Source organism: Flavobacterium proteolyticum (assembly GCF_015223105.1).
GTDB classification, from domain to species: Bacteria; Bacteroidota; Bacteroidia; order Flavobacteriales; family Flavobacteriaceae; genus Flavobacterium; species Flavobacterium proteolyticum.
In genome coordinates this window covers 60,106-78,513 of sequence record NZ_JADFTZ010000002.1, presented here as the reverse complement: position 1 = coordinate 78,513, position 18,408 = coordinate 60,106, and the positions used below count along the sequence as shown (strand labels likewise).

At 33.3% G+C, this 18,408-nt stretch carries 15 protein-coding genes; 2 read left to right on the top strand and 13 right to left on the bottom strand.

The window, feature by feature from the left end:
• Positions 1-81 precede the first annotated feature (81 nt).
• Positions 82-855 (top strand): nucleoside triphosphate pyrophosphohydrolase, encoded by a 774-nt coding sequence (mazG, locus tag IM755_RS05760; RefSeq protein ID WP_194094647.1) that lies wholly within the window; start codon positions 82-84, stop codon positions 853-855.
• Positions 856-1,032: 177 nt separating this feature from the next.
• A complete protein-coding gene (locus IM755_RS05755) occupies positions 1,033-1,320 on the top strand; it encodes an antibiotic biosynthesis monooxygenase family protein (protein ID WP_194094644.1) in 288 nt (95 codons plus the stop codon).
• 55 nt (positions 1,321-1,375) lie between these two features.
• Here IM755_RS05755 and IM755_RS05750 read toward each other — a convergent pair whose 3' ends face one another.
• The 13 genes from IM755_RS05750 to IM755_RS05690 form a co-directional block, all read right to left on the bottom strand.
• Positions 1,376-2,869 carry an RNA-directed DNA polymerase gene (locus tag IM755_RS05750; protein ID WP_194094642.1) on the bottom strand — a complete coding sequence of 498 codons (1,494 nt, stop codon included), beginning with the start codon at positions 2,867-2,869 and terminating at the stop codon, positions 1,376-1,378.
• A 162-nt stretch (positions 2,870-3,031) separates the two neighbouring features.
• Positions 3,032-4,915 (bottom strand): DUF349 domain-containing protein, encoded by a 1,884-nt coding sequence (locus tag IM755_RS05745; protein ID WP_194094640.1) that lies wholly within the window; start codon positions 4,913-4,915, stop codon positions 3,032-3,034.
• 373 nt (positions 4,916-5,288) lie between these two features.
• Positions 5,289-6,044 (bottom strand): shikimate dehydrogenase family protein, encoded by a 756-nt coding sequence (locus IM755_RS05740; RefSeq protein WP_194094638.1) that lies wholly within the window; start codon positions 6,042-6,044, stop codon positions 5,289-5,291.
• Between the two features lie 69 nt (positions 6,045-6,113).
• Positions 6,114-6,758 (bottom strand): VTT domain-containing protein, encoded by a 645-nt coding sequence (locus IM755_RS05735; protein WP_194094636.1) that lies wholly within the window; start codon positions 6,756-6,758, stop codon positions 6,114-6,116.
• Between the two features lie 76 nt (positions 6,759-6,834).
• A complete protein-coding gene (locus tag IM755_RS05730; RefSeq protein WP_194094634.1) occupies positions 6,835-7,488 on the bottom strand; it encodes a VTT domain-containing protein in 654 nt (217 codons plus the stop codon).
• Between the two features lie 11 nt (positions 7,489-7,499).
• Positions 7,500-8,894: a tetratricopeptide repeat protein gene (locus tag IM755_RS05725; protein ID WP_194094632.1), complete on the bottom strand. Its 1,395-nt coding sequence runs from the start codon at positions 8,892-8,894 to the stop codon at positions 7,500-7,502.
• 154 nt (positions 8,895-9,048) lie between these two features.
• Positions 9,049-10,239, bottom strand: a complete 1,191-nt coding sequence (locus IM755_RS05720; protein WP_194094630.1) for an aspartate aminotransferase family protein — start codon at positions 10,237-10,239, stop codon at positions 9,049-9,051.
• 72 nt (positions 10,240-10,311) lie between these two features.
• Complete coding sequence (locus IM755_RS05715) at positions 10,312-12,006, bottom strand: OstA-like protein (RefSeq protein ID WP_194094628.1); 1,695 nt, start codon at positions 12,004-12,006, stop codon at positions 10,312-10,314.
• 116 nt (positions 12,007-12,122) lie between these two features.
• Positions 12,123-13,394 carry an adenylosuccinate synthase gene (locus IM755_RS05710; RefSeq protein WP_194094626.1) on the bottom strand — a complete coding sequence of 424 codons (1,272 nt, stop codon included), beginning with the start codon at positions 13,392-13,394 and terminating at the stop codon, positions 12,123-12,125.
• Between the two features lie 31 nt (positions 13,395-13,425).
• Positions 13,426-13,863, bottom strand: a complete 438-nt coding sequence (locus IM755_RS05705) for a Fur family transcriptional regulator (RefSeq protein ID WP_194094624.1) — start codon at positions 13,861-13,863, stop codon at positions 13,426-13,428.
• Positions 13,864-13,956: 93 nt separating this feature from the next.
• Entirely contained in the window at positions 13,957-16,176 is a 2,220-nt protein-coding gene (locus tag IM755_RS05700) for a RelA/SpoT family protein (protein WP_194094622.1), read from the bottom strand.
• Positions 16,177-16,260: 84 nt separating this feature from the next.
• Complete coding sequence (locus IM755_RS05695) at positions 16,261-17,052, bottom strand: TrmH family RNA methyltransferase (protein WP_194094620.1); 792 nt, start codon at positions 17,050-17,052, stop codon at positions 16,261-16,263.
• Between the two features lie 63 nt (positions 17,053-17,115).
• Positions 17,116-18,408, bottom strand: coding sequence for an amidohydrolase family protein (locus IM755_RS05690; RefSeq protein WP_194094618.1), 1,293 nt, complete (start codon positions 18,406-18,408; stop codon positions 17,116-17,118).

The window sequence follows — 18,408 nt, the reverse complement described above, 5'->3', positions numbered from 1 at the left end:
TTTTACATAAACAAGTGCAAAAATCAAATTCAAGAACAATTTCAAACTTGAAACCTGAAACTTGAAACAAAAAACAACATCATGAACACACGCCAACAGCAACTACAAGCTTTCAATCGACTTTTAGATATCATGGACGATTTGCGCGAAAAATGTCCGTGGGATAAAAAGCAAACGCTCGAAAGTTTACGTCATTTAACGATTGAAGAAACCTATGAATTAGGCGACGCAATCTTAGACAACGATTTGGAAGAAATCAAGAAAGAGTTGGGAGATGTATTGTTACACATTGTGTTTTATGCGAAAATTGGTAGCGAAACCAATGCGTTTGATATTGGTGATGTAGCGAATTCCATTTGCGATAAATTAATCGATCGTCATCCGCATATTTATGGTGATGTGGTGGTGGCTGACGAAGAAGAAGTAAAGCAAAATTGGGAAAAACTAAAACTGAAAGAAGGCAAAAAATCAGTATTAGAAGGTGTACCAAAAAGTTTACCGGCGTTAGTTAAAGCAAGTCGCATTCAAGATAAGGTTAAAGGCGTTGGATTTGATTGGGAAGAACCGCATCAAGTGTGGGACAAAGTGCAAGAAGAACTAAATGAACTCCAAGTTGAGGTACAAGCTGGCAACCAAGACAAAATAGAAGCCGAATTTGGCGATGTTTTGTTCTCTATGATAAATTACGCAAGATTTTTAAAAGTAAACCCAGAAGACGCCTTAGAACGCACGAATAAAAAATTCATTAAACGTTTCCAATATTTAGAAAGCAAAGCCATCGAATTAGGCAAACCTTTAATGGATATGACGCTAGCTGAAATGGATGTTTTTTGGGAAGAAGCGAAGAAGTTGTAGTGTTCAGTGTTAAGTCTCAGTGTTCAGTTTTATCGCTTAGTTTGTCATGCTGAAAGCATCTCTTGTTTAAACACATAGTCACAATAGAAATACTTTGTGTTAATTTTTAGTCCGAAGCTTCGGACGTTTCACTTGGCATAGAAAACATTAGCGATTCGATAATTTAAAAATTTAATCATGTACTACGCAGTAATTTTTACCTCTACCAGAACCGAAGTGGAAGAAGGTTATGCCGAAATGGCAACAAAAATGGTGGAATTAGCCAAAGCCCAACCCGGATTTATTGGTATGGAAAGTGCACGAAGCGAAATTGGAATTACCGTTTCGTATTGGGAAAGCTTGGAAGCCATAAAAAACTGGAAAGCTAATATGGAACATTTGGATGCACAAGAAAAAGGCAGAACTACTTGGTACAAAAATTACAAAGTAAGAATTGCTAAAGTAGAAAGGGAATATGAGTTTTAAAATGATTAAAAATGATTCTTAATCCTTTATAACCCTCTATTTTTTTGCTTGTTCTTTATAAATAATATGAAACACTTTTTAATATTTTGTCAATTTCAGATTTAGATATTTTCTTTTTTGTTTTAGCAATAATTATTTCTTTAGTGATTGGTGTTTCATTTACTATTTTTTTTAACTTAGGATTAAGCCAATCGGAATTCCAAATTTTAATATTTTTATTTAATACTTTTTGGCAAAGCAATTCGTCATAATTTTCTTTATTGTTAATTTTTAAATTTAATCTTTGAAACCAAATCATAATAAAAGATGAATTTGGTACATCTCTGAATTTTTTTTGGATCTTTTCAACTATTTCTAATTTATTTTTACTGCCTTTAATTTTACTTATAAATATGCTCAAAATAGCTATGCAAGTTGGAACAACTCTTGGATTTTTTAATGCAATTTCTGTTACAATACTTATAAGCGAAATTAAATTATGGTCTTCTTTTTTTGATTTTTCTAGAACTGTTAAAAAATCTCTCATTTGAGAATCAATTGTTCCAGAATTTGGAAATTGTTCTGATAATAAATAAAGTTGAATTAACCATTTTTGTTTATTACCAGTAATAGTTTTATTACTAATCCAATATTTTTTATCTTCTTTAATAGAACTTTTGATTATATTATCAGAGGCCATAGTTTTGTCAGCATTTAATTTTAAACCGATACCTGATAAAATTTCTGAAAGCTCTTTTGTTATTTGTTCAGCTTCAAAGGAATTATTTGTAAAAATTCTATAATCATCTCTATATCTTAAAATGTGATAATCGTTTATTTTTTTTTCTTTTAATTGTTTTGATAAAAGTAAATCAACATAACCTAGCACTATTTCCGCAATAAAATCCATTAAAACACTACCTTGAGGAATTCCATTAGTTTGACCATAACTCATATCTTGTAAGTGATTGTCAATTGCATTTCCTAGTAAAGAATTTTTTCTATCAATCTTAGATTTTTCTTTTGTGTGAATGGCCCAAGGAATAGAATGAGTGTAAATTGAGCTATAGCAATCCGTGATGTCAGAATGTAAAACATATTTGAAATCTAATGACAAAGCAATTGATTTTTGCTCTATCATTTGCCACCAATTTAATATTTGAGCAGACTTGTTTGTTTTGTCAGTTGATTCTGAAATAGCGGGTAAACTATGGCATTCAATTTTTTTATTTTTTTGAAAATTTTCAAAACTTTTTTTAAGTAGTTTCCAATTATTTATTTCGGTTATAGTATGTACTAAAGAGACATAAATAGCTGGATTAATCAATTGAAATGGTCTCCAAGCAAATTTACCATCTTTATTAGAAAGTAGTTTATAATTTACATAATCTGATTCTCTTGGATTTTTAATTCTTAAGTCTGATAACCTTTTATTAGTTAATTCTTTATCTAATTTGTTTAATAACTCTTGAAATGAAAAATACTCAGGTAGACTAATATTACTATAACTCTCTTCCTTTAAAAGTAATGTTTTAGCATCTATATTATTTAATTCTAAAATTTGTTTCATTTATTAAGATTTTTAAAGAATAACTTACAATTCTATTATTTAAAATAGTTATTATCCAAATATATCTAAATTCCTACAACCCATGCTGTAGTTTTTCTACACATTTGCAATAAGTTATAAACAAGCAAAAAAAAATCCCGAGCTTTCACTCGGGATTCTATCTTACATATTTTTAATTTGCTGTAGCTTTTCTTTCCACAATTTCAAGTCGTCTTTGTGGCGTTCAATGCTTTTTTGAACTTCTTTAATAAAAGGATTTTCACCTTTCGAACTACTGCTAATAAACTGAATGTTGTTTTCTAACTGGAAAATTTCGCTTTGTACTTCGTCGATTTTCTTTCTTATGAAGAATTGCTCTTGTTCTAAAGCTCTGCGGTCGTCGCCTTCCGATAATTGCTCTAAACGGTTGCTAAAACGCATCATTTCGGTGTCTTTTTTAGACATGCTTAGTTTTTCAAACAAAGCATCTAAAATCTTATTGAATTTTCCTTCAATGTGTCTTCTGTTGAATGGTACTTTTCCAAAAGTTTTCCAAGTGGCAATATGAGCTTTTATCGCATCTAAATCCGCTTTGTGTTCGCCCGTTAAAGTAAACGATTTCAACTCTTCTAAGAATGCTTTTTTCTTTTCAAATGCTTCTACTTCTTCACTAGTTTCAGCATTTCTTGCTTCGTGCATTCTATCAAAATACGCATTACACGCATCTTTAAAGTCTTTCCAAATACTGTCGGAATATTTACGAGGCACATGTCCAATTTTCTTCCAATCGTCCTGAATTTTCTTCATAATTGGAGTAGTGGCTGCGAAATCGGTACTTTCTTTTAACGATTTTGCTTTTTCAACTAATTCTAATTTCTTAGTTAAATTCTCGTGTTGCTCGTGTTTGATATCTTTATAGAAAACGTTTTTGTTTGCATTAAAAGAACGCACCGCATTCTTAAAGTTAGCCCAAGTTTCCTCCGTTACTTCCGCTGGCACTTTTCCTGCTTTAAAGAACGCTTCACGCAACGCTTCCATTTTCTGAATTTGCGCTTGCCATCCACTGTGCGAATCGATTTTCTCGTTTCCAAAAGCAATGATTTGCGAAATAATTTCGTTTTTAACCGCTAAGTTGTCTGATTCTTTTGCTCTCGCTTCTGCGTATAAAGCTTCACGTTTATCGTGCATTTGTTTGGTGATTTCGCTGAATTCGTTCCAAATCGCTTCTCTGTGTTCACGATCAACTGGACCAATTTCTTCTTTCCAAACGCGGTGTAACAATTGCAATTCACGGAACGCTTTCATTACGTCAGCCTCGTTCAACAATTCTTTTGCTTTGGCAATGATTAATTGTTTTTGCTCTAAATTGTTTTTCAAATCTAAATCACGCGCTTCTTTGTCTAAGTGCATGATGTCGTAAAAACGCTCCATGTGAAAATGGTAGTTGTTCCACAAGATGTTGTATTTATCTCTTGGAATTGCACCTGCATTTTTCCAACGCTCACGAATTTCGTTTACTTTTTTGAACATATCACTAATGCTCGAATCACCAGAATCGATTAAGTTTTTCAACTCTTCGATTAAGCTTTCACGAACAGCGAAATTTTGCTCTAAATTGTTTTGTAATTGTTTGAAATGTTTGGCTTTACTCGCTTTGTATGCGTTGTAAATGCCATCAAACTTATTTTTTAATGGGAAATGATATTCAAACTCTAAACCTTCTTCGTTGTTTTGAGCTAAGAATTCCTCTTTTTTCTCGTCTATAAAATGGTGGTATTTGTCCGAAAAAGCTTTTCTAATGCCTTCTACATGGTCTTTAATTGCCATTACTTTTTCGTTGTTGACTAGTTTTTCTAGCTCATCGGTTAAGGCTTCCATCGACATTGCATCGTAATCCAATACCGGAATTTCGTGCTTTTCTTTTATCGAATCATCTTCGTTTTCTTCTGCATTAGAATTGTCTATTTCCTCTAATACCGATTGACTAATAATGGTAACGCCATCTAATTGTTCCATTTGGTCTTGTCCATCTGCGTTTTGCAGGTTATCATGTGTTGCTTCTGACATTGTGTAAATGCTTAAGGTTGCTAATAAGGTGTGAAGATACTAAAGCACTCCGAAAATTCAAAAAAAATCGTCTAATTATCGCTTATTTTCTTTGAAACGAGTGTTTTGAGCTTTCTTGCCTTCCATTTTCCCGCTATCCGCTGTACAAGGTGTCGCTCCTATCGGGGTTAGGTAGCTATCAAAAGGCTTTCTTGGGATTGATTTTTTGAAGAGTTTTTGGTTTTGTGCTGTTTCAATAAACACACAATTAAATGTGTTCTATGCAAAGTGAAACGCCGAAAATCAACGCATAGTTTTTCTAATGTGTCTATGTGTTTAAAAGAAAAATCAGCTATAATCCGCGCTTGAAAACCCTTGTCATCCGCGTGTTTACTTACTCATTCCAAATTTTCCAAGCCTTCTCAGCCTGTAAAACCAGCATTTCATAACCATTTTTAGTCACGGCGCCTTGAGCCTTAGCTTTTCTTAAAAATGCAGTTTCTTCTGGATTGTAAATTAAGTCGTAAGCAATGTGTTTTTTGGTAAATAAACTGTAATCTAAATTCGGACAATCGTCCACATTAGGATGCGTACCTACTGGAGTGGTATTGATGATTATGGTATATTCTTCAAAAATGGAAGCGTCTAATTCTTCGTATTTGTATTGAAATTCATCGGCTGTTCTAGAAACAAAATCGTATTCGATTTTTAATTTTCGTAAAGCGTAAGCAATGGCTTTGCTTGCACCTCCAGTTCCTAAAATTAATGCTTTTTTATGATGGTCTTTCAATAAAGGTTTGATGGATTTTTTGAATCCGTGATAATCGGTGTTGTAACCTTTAAGTTTTTTCTTTTTGGAAATGGTTATGCAGTTTACAGCGCCAATTTTCTTTGCTGTTTTCGATAATTTATCCAAATACGGAATAATCTCTTCTTTGTAGGGAATGGTAACGTTTAAACCACGTAACCCTTTAATTTCAGTGATTACTTTTGGAAACTCATTGATGTTTTCAATATCGTAATTTTTGTATTCGCAATTATCGAAATGACCAATTTCAAACTTCTCATTGAAATACTTTTTTGAAAAAGAATAGCTAATGTTTCGACCAATTAAGCCAAATTTCAACTGTTTTTTTGTTTTCTTTTTCATATTAAAACCATTTTGATTAAAACAAATTTAGGTAGTTTTTTTTACAATAATGTAAAGTTTTTAATAAGTTTATTTTTTTGCAAATTTCTTTTTTAAAGCTTTGATAATAACTGGAGAAACAGATAAAACGGTAATAATTAATATAACCATGTCAAAATTTTCTTTCACCCAAACCACCTGACCTAAGAAGTAACCTAAAAAGGTTAAGCTGGTTACCCAAATAAAAGCACCTAATACACAAAAAACAATGTATCTTAAGTATGGCATGCTTCCAGCTCCAGCAACAAAAGGGGCAATTGTTCTTAATACGGGTACAAATCGTGCCATGATAATTGCTTTTCCTCCGTTTTTTTCAAAGAAAGTTTCAGTATGAGTGATGTATTCTTTTTTAAGGAAAAGGATTTTCTTTTTTTGCTTTATGAGATTGCCAAATTTATTCCCCACAAAGTAGTTCAAATTATCACCAAGCAAAGCCGCAATAATTAACAACGGAATAATGATTGACATGCTCAATTGTCCTGTTGAAGCCGCAATTACGCCAATAGCAAAAAGCAAGGAATCTCCAGGTAAAAGAGGCATGAATACAAAACCTGTTTCAGCAAAAATAACTAAGAATAAAATGAAGTATACTAGATAATCGTATTGGTGAATTAAATCTTGAATTACAGTTAAAGGGTCACTCAAAAAGGCGGATAAAAAATCGATAATTTCCATTATAATGGTTGGGGTATTTTAAATTTTAAGGTTTGGGCTTGTTTGGGGTAATAGTTTTATTTAAATGCTTGTTTTACTATGATTGGATTTCGGTACCTTTTTTCTTTTTAAATAGTTTAATAATAATTGGTAAAACAGAAAGGATAATGATGGATAAAACTACTTTTTCGAAGTTGGCTTTTACCCAAGGCACTTGTCCTAAGAAGTAACCTAAGAATGTAATACTGGTTACCCAAATAATAGCACCTGTTATGCAATAGAAAATGTATCTGTAATATTGCATACTTCCAGCTCCAGCCACAAAAGGAGCAATAGTACGAACGATAGGAACAAAACGAGCCATAATAACTGCTTTTCCTCCGTTTTTTTCAAAGAAAGTTTCAGTTTGTGTGATGTACTCTTTTTTTAGAAATAGAATTTTCTTTTTCTCTTTAATTAATTCACCAAATTTATGTCCAACGAAATAATTAAGATTATCTCCTAATAACGCCGCAACAATTAGCAATGGAATTATTATTGCCATACTTAATTGTCCAGTAGTTGCAGCAATTACTCCAATAGCAAAAAGCATAGAGTCACCAGGTAATAAAGGCATGATAACAAAACCAGTTTCTACGAAAACAACTAGGAATAAAATGAAATAAATCAGGTTGTCATATTGTTGAATTAATTCTTGAATTACAGTTAAAGGATCTTTTAAAAATTCTAATAAAAAGTGTACTATTTCCATTAATTTGGGGACTATTTTTTAAACTTTGATATCGTGTTCTGAACTTCCGTTCTTTCCCAAACTACTGGGAATAATTCTTGAAACAAAGTTAGGTGTTTTGGTTCTAATTTCATTCCGTTTATTAGGTGAAGATTTCCTTTTGTAACATCGTCCATAAGAAAATACAATCCAGCCAAACGGTATTCGATTTCATATTCATCTGGTAAAACACTACTTGCTTCTAAAAGAATTTCGATAGCGGTATCAAACTCGCCTAAATATTGTAAAACGTCTGTCCAAAGTGTGAATGTGTCTAAATTAATATCTCCACTTTCAAATGCTTTTCGGTAACCATATTCTGCTTCTTCAAAGAAATGTAAAGCGCTATTTACTGCTGCAAAACGCTTCCAATATAACGAATTGTCACCGTCAATTCCAATGGCTTTGTTAACATAGTACAAGGCTTTTTGGAAGTTTTTTTGACGAATATAAAAATCAGTAATAGCAATCCAACCTTTGTCTAATAATGGGTCTTCATGTACTGTTTTTAAGTAATAATTTAATGCGAATTCTGTATTTCCTAATCGCTCATAACATTTTGCCACACGAAGCAAAACAAAGGAAGAAGGATCGTCTAATTCTAATGTAACATTATAGCAATCAATCGCTTCTTGATATTTTTTGAGTTTTTCGTATGATTTTGCTTTTTCCATGTACGCACCTAAGAAGGTTTCGTCAATTAAAGTTGCATAATCGAATGCCCAAACTGCTTTTTCGTAGTTTTTCAATGCGTAATATTGTCGGCCCAACTGATGCCAAGCTACTTCGCTATACGGATTTTTATCAATGAATCGGTTAAGATAAACGATAGCTTCCTCATTCTGATCTAAGAAATCAAAACAATAAACTACATTATAAAGAGCAGAATAATCTTCGGTATCTTCATCTAAACACTTGATGAAGTTTTCTTTTGCCATTTCTAAATTATCCATGAAAAGATATTCCATTCCAATCATAGAATAGACATCAGCATAATCATCAGTATATTTTAAAGCGATTTTTAGAAAAGAAATAGCCTTTTCGTGTTCGTCTCTTTTTGAGTAAATATTAGCTTTTTGAATGTAGATTTCTTCGTTAGTTGGTTCAATAGCGTATAACTCGTTCAGTAACTTTTCAGCAATTTCAAGTTTGTCTTCGTAAACCAACATTTCTACTTGAACTAATTTTAATCCAGTAGATTTTGGATGTTGTTCTAAACCTAATTTAAGCGCTCTTTTGGCCAAATTCATTCGACCCGTATCCATGTAATGAAGAATAATATCTTCAAACTCTTCTGAATCAAAGAAAAAAACTTTGTTGGTTTTTAACATCGATTCAAATTTAGATAAGGACAAGCTGTTTTCTTCTTCTTCGTGACTCAAATTCATAGCGCTTCGTTTTATGATTTTATCCTTATTAAAATTAAGGAATAATATTGGGGTAGTGGTTTTGGGGTTGAATTGTTTTAAACAATTTAATTAACAATTTTAAGTTTAAAATTGATTTTAGATTAAAAAAGTTCTAATTCCCATTTCCAACTTCCTACTTCATTTCTTTTTCTATCTCATTTAATACCTCAATAATAATGCCACAACCTTTTGTAATTTCCTCATTACTAATGGTTAATGGCGGTGTAATTCGAACAGCGCAACCTTCAAAAAGGAGCCAGAATAAAATAACACCTCTTTTATGACAGCGTAAAATTACTTCATTGGTTATCTCAGGTGAATCCGTCATTGCAGCTAACATAAGCCCTCGACCACGAATTTCTTTGATTAACGGATGCACTAAAAGCTTCTTGAAAAGTTGTTCTTTTTCTAAAGTTTCTTGCATTAAATTGGTTTCCGTTATTTCTTGTAAGGTTGCCAGACTTGCAGCCGCTATGACAGGATGTCCGCCAAAAGTAGTAATGTGTCCTAATTTTGGATCATGACTTAGTAAATCCATCATTTCGGCTGAAGCGGTGAAAGCGCCTACAGGCATTCCGCCACCCATTCCTTTTCCCATAACCACTACATCAGGAATAACATCGTAGTTTTGAAATCCGAAAAGTTTTCCGGTACGACCAAATCCGGGTTGGATTTCGTCTAATATCATGATAGCACCCACTTCATCACAACGTTGGCGTATTTTTTTAAGAAAATCGTTTTGAGGTTCAATAAAACCAGCACCACCTTGAATGGTTTCTAATAAAATTCCAGCTGTTCTAGTGGTGATTTTTCCTAAATCCACTTCATTATTAAACGTAATAAAATCCACATCAGGAATTAAAGGACGAAATATTTGCTTGCGTTCTTCGAATCCCATCACACTCATGCTTCCCATAGTGTTACCATGATACGCATTGTGACACGAAATCAACTGACTTCTTCCTGTTACACGACGAGCTAATTTTAAAGCACCTTCAATAGCTTCTGTTCCTGAGTTTACCAAATACGTTTTCGTAAGTGGATAAGGAAGATTTTCGGCTAATAATTTACATAATTCCGTTGCTGGATGTTGGGCATATTCGCCATACACCATAACGTGAGAATACGTGTCTAATTGTTTTTTGATGGCATCATTCACTCGTTGTGGTTGATGTCCTAAAGTGTTTGCTGAAACTCCGGCAACCATATCTAAATAGGCATTGCCATCTGTATCATAAATATAAGAACCCTTAGCGTGAGAAATTTCCATAGCTAATGGGTGAGGTGAGGTTTGTGCTTGGTATTTAAAAAAATCTTCAATCATTTTGTTGTAGAATCGTTAATGTGTTAAATCGTTTAACTGAAAATGAGTTAATTTCTTTAACCATTTAATTGATTATTTTTTTGGGGTTGTTTTTTTCTTTACTTCGGTTTTTTTCTCAGTTTTCTTTTCTTCGGCTTTTTTATTGTCGTCGTATTCCAATGTTTCTTTTTGGATTTCCATTGGTTTTTCAGCAGCAATAGCTTTCTTTTTAGCTTCGATTTGAATTTTATCGTCTAGTGCAATTTCTTCAGCTGGGAAAATATCGTCTTTGCTTAAAATCCTTTCATCGCCGCGCCATAAGAAACCTCTAAGTTTTCGAGCGTTTTCAGGAAAATCGGCTTCTGGATAAATATGACTATCGGTTTTGGTAAAGAATGTAATCGAGTTGATTTTATTCTCTTCTAATTCCAAATTGATTTTACTACAAACTGTTTTATTGATTCCGATAAATTCATTGGCATCGTTGTACATGTAATAAATGACTTCCGCATTTTTAATGACATCAACTTCTTTTAGTTTGCTATCCACAAATTTTCCATACAAATTTTGTCCTTTTATTTGGTTGTAACCATTTTTACTGAGACTATCTTTTTGTATTATAAAGGCGTTATTAAGTACTTTTAATGAATCTAATTTTTGTGTTTTATTATTTCCTATAAGATGCATGATATCGCCTGTCATTTGGTTTTCGTTGTTCCAAAGAATAGGTTTTCCAATCATTTTCGTCAATTGTGTTTTATTATTGGAATGAAGCGAATCACATTTTCCACTCATATCGCTTTTGTAAAAGCGAACATTGTTAAAAGCACGAATCACGCGATCTTCTTGCGGACCTGAAACAATGATTTTTTTTCCATGCATGAACAAAGTGTCTTTTTCTACCAATGTTTTTACCAAAGCTCTTTTGGTTAAAATCATAGAGTCTTTTTTGGTAGCAGCGTTGCGGTACAATTCTGCGTAATGACCAGTAGCGATTACTTTGTTGATGGTATCGGTAATTTTTACATTGTTGATTCCTCTTGAATAGTTTTTCTTTCGGTCGTAATACAAATCATCGCCTTCAATTATTTTGTTATCTAACGTAATTTTGGAGTTTTTGGAAAGTTTACCAATGTCGTTTGTAGTATCGTAAAATCCGTTTTCGGTATAGATTACGTTTTCTTTGCTTGTAATAGTTGAAGGTCCAAAAACATAAGCATGTCCTGAATTTTCGTAATAATCTAAGTTATTAGTTTTGATTGTACTTTCAGGATTCGTAACCGTTACGGCAGTAGTAAATTTATATTTCTTTTGGTCTACATAATAGCGACCTGATTTACTTCTCAACGTGTTTTCTTTGTTACGAATGGTACCGTAGGTGTTGTAAAACGCTTGTTGGTTTTTTTTATCGAAATAAACGGTATCTGTTGTAAGTGTAGATTCTGGTGAACGTAAAACAACATCACCTGTGGCAAAAGCAAATTCTTTATCACCATTGTATTCTGCATAACGGCTGTTCATGGTAATCGTGTCACCTTGATTCATTTGAACATTTCCGAATGCTTTTACATAATTTTCATCTTTAAAATGATAGGCTTTGTTGCAAAACATTCTTACTCCATTGTGGATAATACGAACATTTCCTGTAAATACAATAGCTCCCGGAATTTCGGTCTGATTCATATCTACGAAATCGGAGTTTTCAATAATGATTTTTTTCTTTTCCTGAGCTACCGAAAAGGTAACTGAAAGCACTAAGAAGGCGATATATAAAAGTGTGTTTTTCAAGTCGGATTTATTTTGAGCCAAATTTAAGTAAAAACTCGAAAAGCCATTGATAATTAAGAATATTTTATCATTTAAGAGCATAAAAAAACGCTTTCAATTGAAAGCGTTTTTAGTAATTATTTCATTATCGTTTGTTTTCTGTCTGGTCCAACCGAAATTACTTTGATTGGCACTTCGACTTCCTTTTCAATGAACTCGATGTATGTTTTTAATTCTTGTGGTAATTCATCATACGTTGTCATTCCTGTTAAATCCGCTTTCCAACCTTTCATCTCGGTGAAAATTGGAGTTACATTTTCAGGTTCGATGTTGTATGGTAAATGTTGAATTGCTTGTCCTTTATAATTGTATCCTGTACAAACTTGTAACGTATCAAATCCAGAAAGTACGTCACCTTTCATCATGTATAATTGCGTTACACCATTTACTTGAACCGCATATTTTAAAGCCACTAAATCCAACCAACCACAACGACGCGCGCGTCCAGTAACAGAACCAAATTCGTTTCCTACTTTTGCCATTGTTTGTCCAGCTTCTTCAAAATCTTCTGTTGGGAAAGGTCCGCTACCTACACGTGTGGTGTATGCTTTGAAAATTCCGAAAACATCTTTTACTTTGTTAGGAGCAATTCCTAAACCTGTACAAGCACCAGCAGCAGTTGTATTTGATGAAGTTACGAATGGATACGTTCCAAAATCAACATCTAATAAAGAACCTTGAGCTCCTTCTGCTAAGATTGATTTTCCTTCTTTTAACGCTTTGTTTAAATATTCTTCGCTGTCAATGAAAGTTAATTTTTTCAAGTCTTCTACTGCCGCAAAAAACTCATCTTCCATTTCTTTTAAGTTATATTGTAATTCCACATCGTAGAAAGCAATCATAGCTTCGTGCTTGTCAGCTAAAGCTCTATATCTTTCTTTGAAATCTTCTAATTCGATATCACCAACTCTAAGCCCATTTCTACCAGTTTTATCCATGTAAGTTGGACCGATACCTTTTAAAGTAGAACCAATTTTTGCTTTTCCTTTTGATGCTTCAGAAGCAGCATCTAACAAACGGTGTGTTGGTAAAATTAAGTGTGCTTTTCTAGAAATGAATAATTTAGCAGTTACATCCATGTTGAATTTAGCTAAACCTTCAATTTCTTTTTGGAAAACTACCGGGTCGATTACCACTCCATTTCCAATGATATTAATTGCATTTTTGTGGAAAATTCCAGAAGGAATAGTTCTTAAAACGTGTTTTATTCCGTCGAATTCTAAAGTGTGTCCCGCATTTGGTCCACCTTGAAAACGTGCAATAATATCATATTTTGAGGTAAGAACGTCAACGATTTTTCCTTTTCCTTCGTCTCCCCATTGTAATCCAAGTAGTAAATCTACAGTCATTGTGTTGTTGTTTATTATTTGTAGTTAGTTGTTATTGTTGTTTTTTTGTCCCATAAAAGTAAAGCGAGTGGTTTTGAATATCAATTCCAAACATTTCTTCCATGGTTTGTTTTATTTGCTGAATTCTTGGGTCACAAAATTCGATTACCTCACCAGAATCGGTTAAAATAATGTGATCGTGTTGTTTATCGAAATACGATTTTTCGTAATGTGCTTGGTTTTGTCCAAACTGATGACGACGTACCAAACCACATTCTAATAAAAGTTCGATTGTATTGTAAAGAGTAGCTCTACTTACGCGGTAGTTCTTGTTTTTCATTTTGATATACAAAGATTCGATATCAAAATGTTCGGCAGTATTGTAAATTTCCTGAAGAATAGCGTAGCGTTCTGGTGTTTTACGGTGCGCTTTTTCTTCTAAAAATTTAGTAAAAACGTTCTTTACAATTTCTTGATTTTTGTTTTCCATCGTATTGATAAATCAAATATCGGCAAAGATAGTGTTATTTTTGCTTTGAATAAAATCCTAAATTTAATTAGAAAATTTAGTTATTAACTTTTGTTAATTATTATAAACCCTTGTCACTTTATCAATTCCATCTACTTTTTTGATGTTTTCGATTAACTTTTTTAGGATCGTATTGTTTTGAACTACTACCGCTACTTGTCCATAGAAAATTCCAGCTTCAGTGTTTAAGGCAATGCTCTGTATGTTGACATTCATTTGACTTGAAATAACTTTTGTTAGTTCATTAGTTAATCCTAAAATATCCATTCCAGTAATTTTTAAAACAGCTTTGAATTCTTCTTGCGACGAGTCAATCCATTTTGCTGGAATGATTCGATACGCATAATTGGATTGCATACTTATCGCATTCGGACAGTCTTTTCGATGTACTTTGATTCCTTCATTAATAGTGACAAAACCAAATACTTCATCACCAGGAATTGGATTACAACAGGTGGAAAGTTTATAATCTAATTTGTCTTGTTCCGTTCCAAAAACCAATAAATCGTATTTTTTACTGATTTCGTTTTTATGAATTTGTTCGGGTTGTGCTGAAGGTGTACGCTTAATGGTTTTCTTAAAGAAGTTAACCAAAGTATTGCTTTTTTGAGCCGCGTAATCTTTTAATTGTTGGTTTTCTATGGCGCCAATACCAGCTCTGTAATATAAATCCAAACTAGTTTGTAACTTAAAGAAATTCACCAACTCATTGACCGTACTTTCATTTAAAGTGATTTTTAAATGGCGCAATTTTCGGGTTAAAAGCTCTTTTCCGTCTTCGGCTATCTTTTTAGTATTTTCGTTTAAAACGTTCTTAATTTTATTCTTAGCTCTTGAAGTGGTAACAAAATCCAGCCATTGTGAAGTAGGTTTTTGATTAGCAGAAGTAATAATTTCGACCTGATCACCACTATTTAAAACATGGTTTAAAGGAACTAATTTTCCATTAACTCGAGTTCCTCTGGTTTTTACTCCAATTTCAGAGTGAATACTAAAAGCAAAATCTAACGAAGTAGCGCCTTTGGGTAACGATTTGATTTCCCCTTTTGGTGTAAAGACATAAATTTCCTTAGCATACAAATTCAGTTTGAAATCTTCTACAAAATCAACAGCATTAGCAGAAGAATTTTCCAAAGCCTCTTTCAATTGGTTCAACCAAATTTCCAGTCCGTGTTCTTCGGTTGCGCCATTTTTGTATTTGTAATGAGCGGCGTAGCCTTTTTCCGCAATTTCATCCATTCGTTCGCTTCGAACTTGAATTTCTACCCAACGCCCTTTTGGTCCCATTACCGTAATGTGTAAGGCTTCGTAACCCGTTGATTTTGGTGATGAAATCCAATCGCGTAATCTACTTGGAGAAGGACGATAATGATCAGTCACTACAGAATATATTTTCCAAGCAATGAATTTTTCATCGTGTTGGTTGGATTTGTAAATAATTCGAAGTGCAAATTTGTCATAAACTTCATCAAAAGTAACCCCTTGCGCTTTCATTTTTCTACGAATCGAATAAATTGATTTTGGGCGACCTTTAATAGTGAATTCAATTCCTTCCTCTTGCAGCGATTTACTTAAAACATCAGAAATAGCTTTTATGTATTCGTCTTGTTCTTCTTTGGTTTCTTTTATTTTACTTACAATATCGTTGTAAACTTCGGGTTCGGTATATTTTAAACCTAAGTCTTCTAATTTTGTTTTGATGTTGTATAATCCCAAACGATGGGCGAGAGGAGCATAAATGTATAAGGTTTCGGAAGCAATTTTGGCTTGTTTGTAATCGACCATACTTCCCATAGTTTGCATGTTGTGCAATCTATCCGCAATTTTGATTAGAATTACACGAACATCATCATTTAAGGTCAATAACATTTTACGGAAGTTTTCCGCTTGAACAGAAATTTCTTGATCGGTTTTAACTTTGGCAATTTTAGTTAAACCTTCGACTAATTGAGCAATTTTAGGATTGAACATTTTTTCAATGTCCTGAACCGTAATATCGGTATCTTCTACCACATCGTGCATCAATGCGGCGGCAATAGAAGTTGCTCCCAAACCAATATCTCTAGCTACAATTTTAGCTACAGCAATAGGATGGAAAATATAGGCTTCACCTGATTTTCTTCGTTGGTCTTTATGAGCATCAACAGCTACATCAAATGCTTTACGGATGATTTTTTTGTCTTCATCAGTAAGGGTTTGATAACTGATGCGAAGTAATTCTTTATATTCTTGCGCAATGGCTTTGTTTTCGGCTTCTAATTCTAACTCTGTCATACATTTTCTTTAACCAACTAAAAGTAAACTAATTTTTCTAATTGTGCAAATCTAGAAAATAGAAAAAAGAGAAAAGAAGAAAGACTAAAATCCGCGTTGTCTTTTGGCTTCGAATAACAATATAGCTGCAGCAACTGAAACATTCATAGAATCGATTTCGCCTTGCATTGGAATGATGATGTTTTTAGTGCTTTCAGTTCGCCATTTTTCTGATAAACCAGTCGCTTCTGTTCCTACAACTAATGCAGTTGGAGTGGTGTAATTTTGGGTGTGATATTCCGTTGAATCTTGTAAGGTTGCGGAATAAATACTAATGTTATTTGCTTTCAAATAAGCAATGACTTCTTCTGTGGTTCCAACAGCAATTTGTCGGGTAAACAAACAACCTACACTTGAGCGAACGATATTTGGGTTATATAAATCGCTTTTTGGATTGGCGATAATTACGGCATCAATATTTGCGGCATCTGCCGTTCTTAAAATAGCGCCAACGTTTCCGGGTTTTTCTAAGGATTCACCAACTAAAATCAATGGATTTTTAGATAGTTTTAAATCGGACAAAGCTAATGATTTGGTTTTGGCAATGGCTAAAATTCCTTCAGTTGTATCGCGATACGCTAATTTTTGATAGACTTCTTTTGAAATTTCGATAATCTCGACTTCGCTCGATTTGACAAAGTTTTTTATTTCAATATCAGAGATGATTTCTGGTAAAAATAAAATAGTTTCTAATTCATAACCACCTTTTAGTGCCAATTCAATTTCGCGTTTTCCTTCAATTAAAAAAGTACCCGTTTGTTTGCGAACTTTTGCTTTTTCTTGCAATTGCACCAACGATTTGATAAACGGATTTTGAACTGAGGTGATTTGTTTCATGTATAAGATATTATAGAGCAAAAGTACAAAAAAAGCCTCTCATTTATTGAAAGGCTTTAGGTCTTATTTTTTTTGTTGTTCGAATTTTCCTTTATAACGTTGGTACAATTCGGTGTGGTGACTTTCCAAACTGATTTGTCGTCCATCGATAAATGCGAATGAAATTACATTGGTTTTCATATCTAATGCATCACCTTCAGAAATAAATAAAGTAGCACTCTTACCTGATTCTAACGTTCCATATAGGTTGTCAATTCCTAAAATCTTAGCGGAATTACCAGTGATTAATTGTAACGCTTGTTCTTTTGTTAATCCCCAAGCGGCACACGTTCCAGCATAGAATGGAAGATTTCTAGTTTGCATACGTTCCATGTCACCTGCATTCTGTAACGCAACTAAAACGCCTGCATCAACTAATAATTTAGCGTTTTTATATGGTAAATTTACGTCTTCATCTTCTAATAAAGGTAAACTGTGTACGCGATTCAACAAAACAGAAACATTATTTTCTTTCAATAATGCACCTACTTTAAAAGCATAATAACCACCAACAATTGTCATTTTCTTGATGTTGTTTTTCTTTTTAAATAAAACGGCGTCGATGATTTCTTTTTCGCCATTTGCGTTTACAAACAAGGTTTTTTCACCCGATTGTAATCCTTTCATAGCTTCGTAAGGAATATCTTTTTTATCATTTTTACTTCCCAAATAAGCAAAAGCATTATCAAAATACTCTTGAATTGCTTTTACTTGAGGATCGTAGTTTTTGTTCATTTCAATTCCACCTGGTTCTGCCCACCAACCCGCTCTTGAATAGCTTCTTGGCCAGTTTAAGTGAATACCATCATCTGTTTTTATAGTGGCATCTTCCCAGTTCCAAGCGTCTAATTGAACGATTGATGAAGTTCCAGGAATTCTTCCGCCTCTAGGGGTAATTTGTGCTAATAAAACGCCATTTGGACGCGTTGTTTCTACTAATTTAGATTCTGCATTGTAAGCAATAATACTTCTTACGTGTGGATTGAATTGTCCAATTTCACTTTCGTCATCCGAAGCTCTTACCGCATCAATTTCTACTAAACCTAAAGTTGAATTGGGAGCAATAAATCCTGGATAAACATGTTTTCCAGAAGCATCAATCACAATATCGTGTTTAGCTGGTTTCATTACGGTTGCATCGCCTATATTGGCAATTTTTCCATCGATAATCGAAATTAAACTATTCTCGATTACTTTTCCGTTTCCTAAATGCGCTTTGGCACCTAAGATTAAAATCGATTTGCTTTGTTTTGGAGCTGGCGTTTGTTGGGCAAACCCAAACAAAGAAATAAATAAAAGAACTATATATTTTTTCAT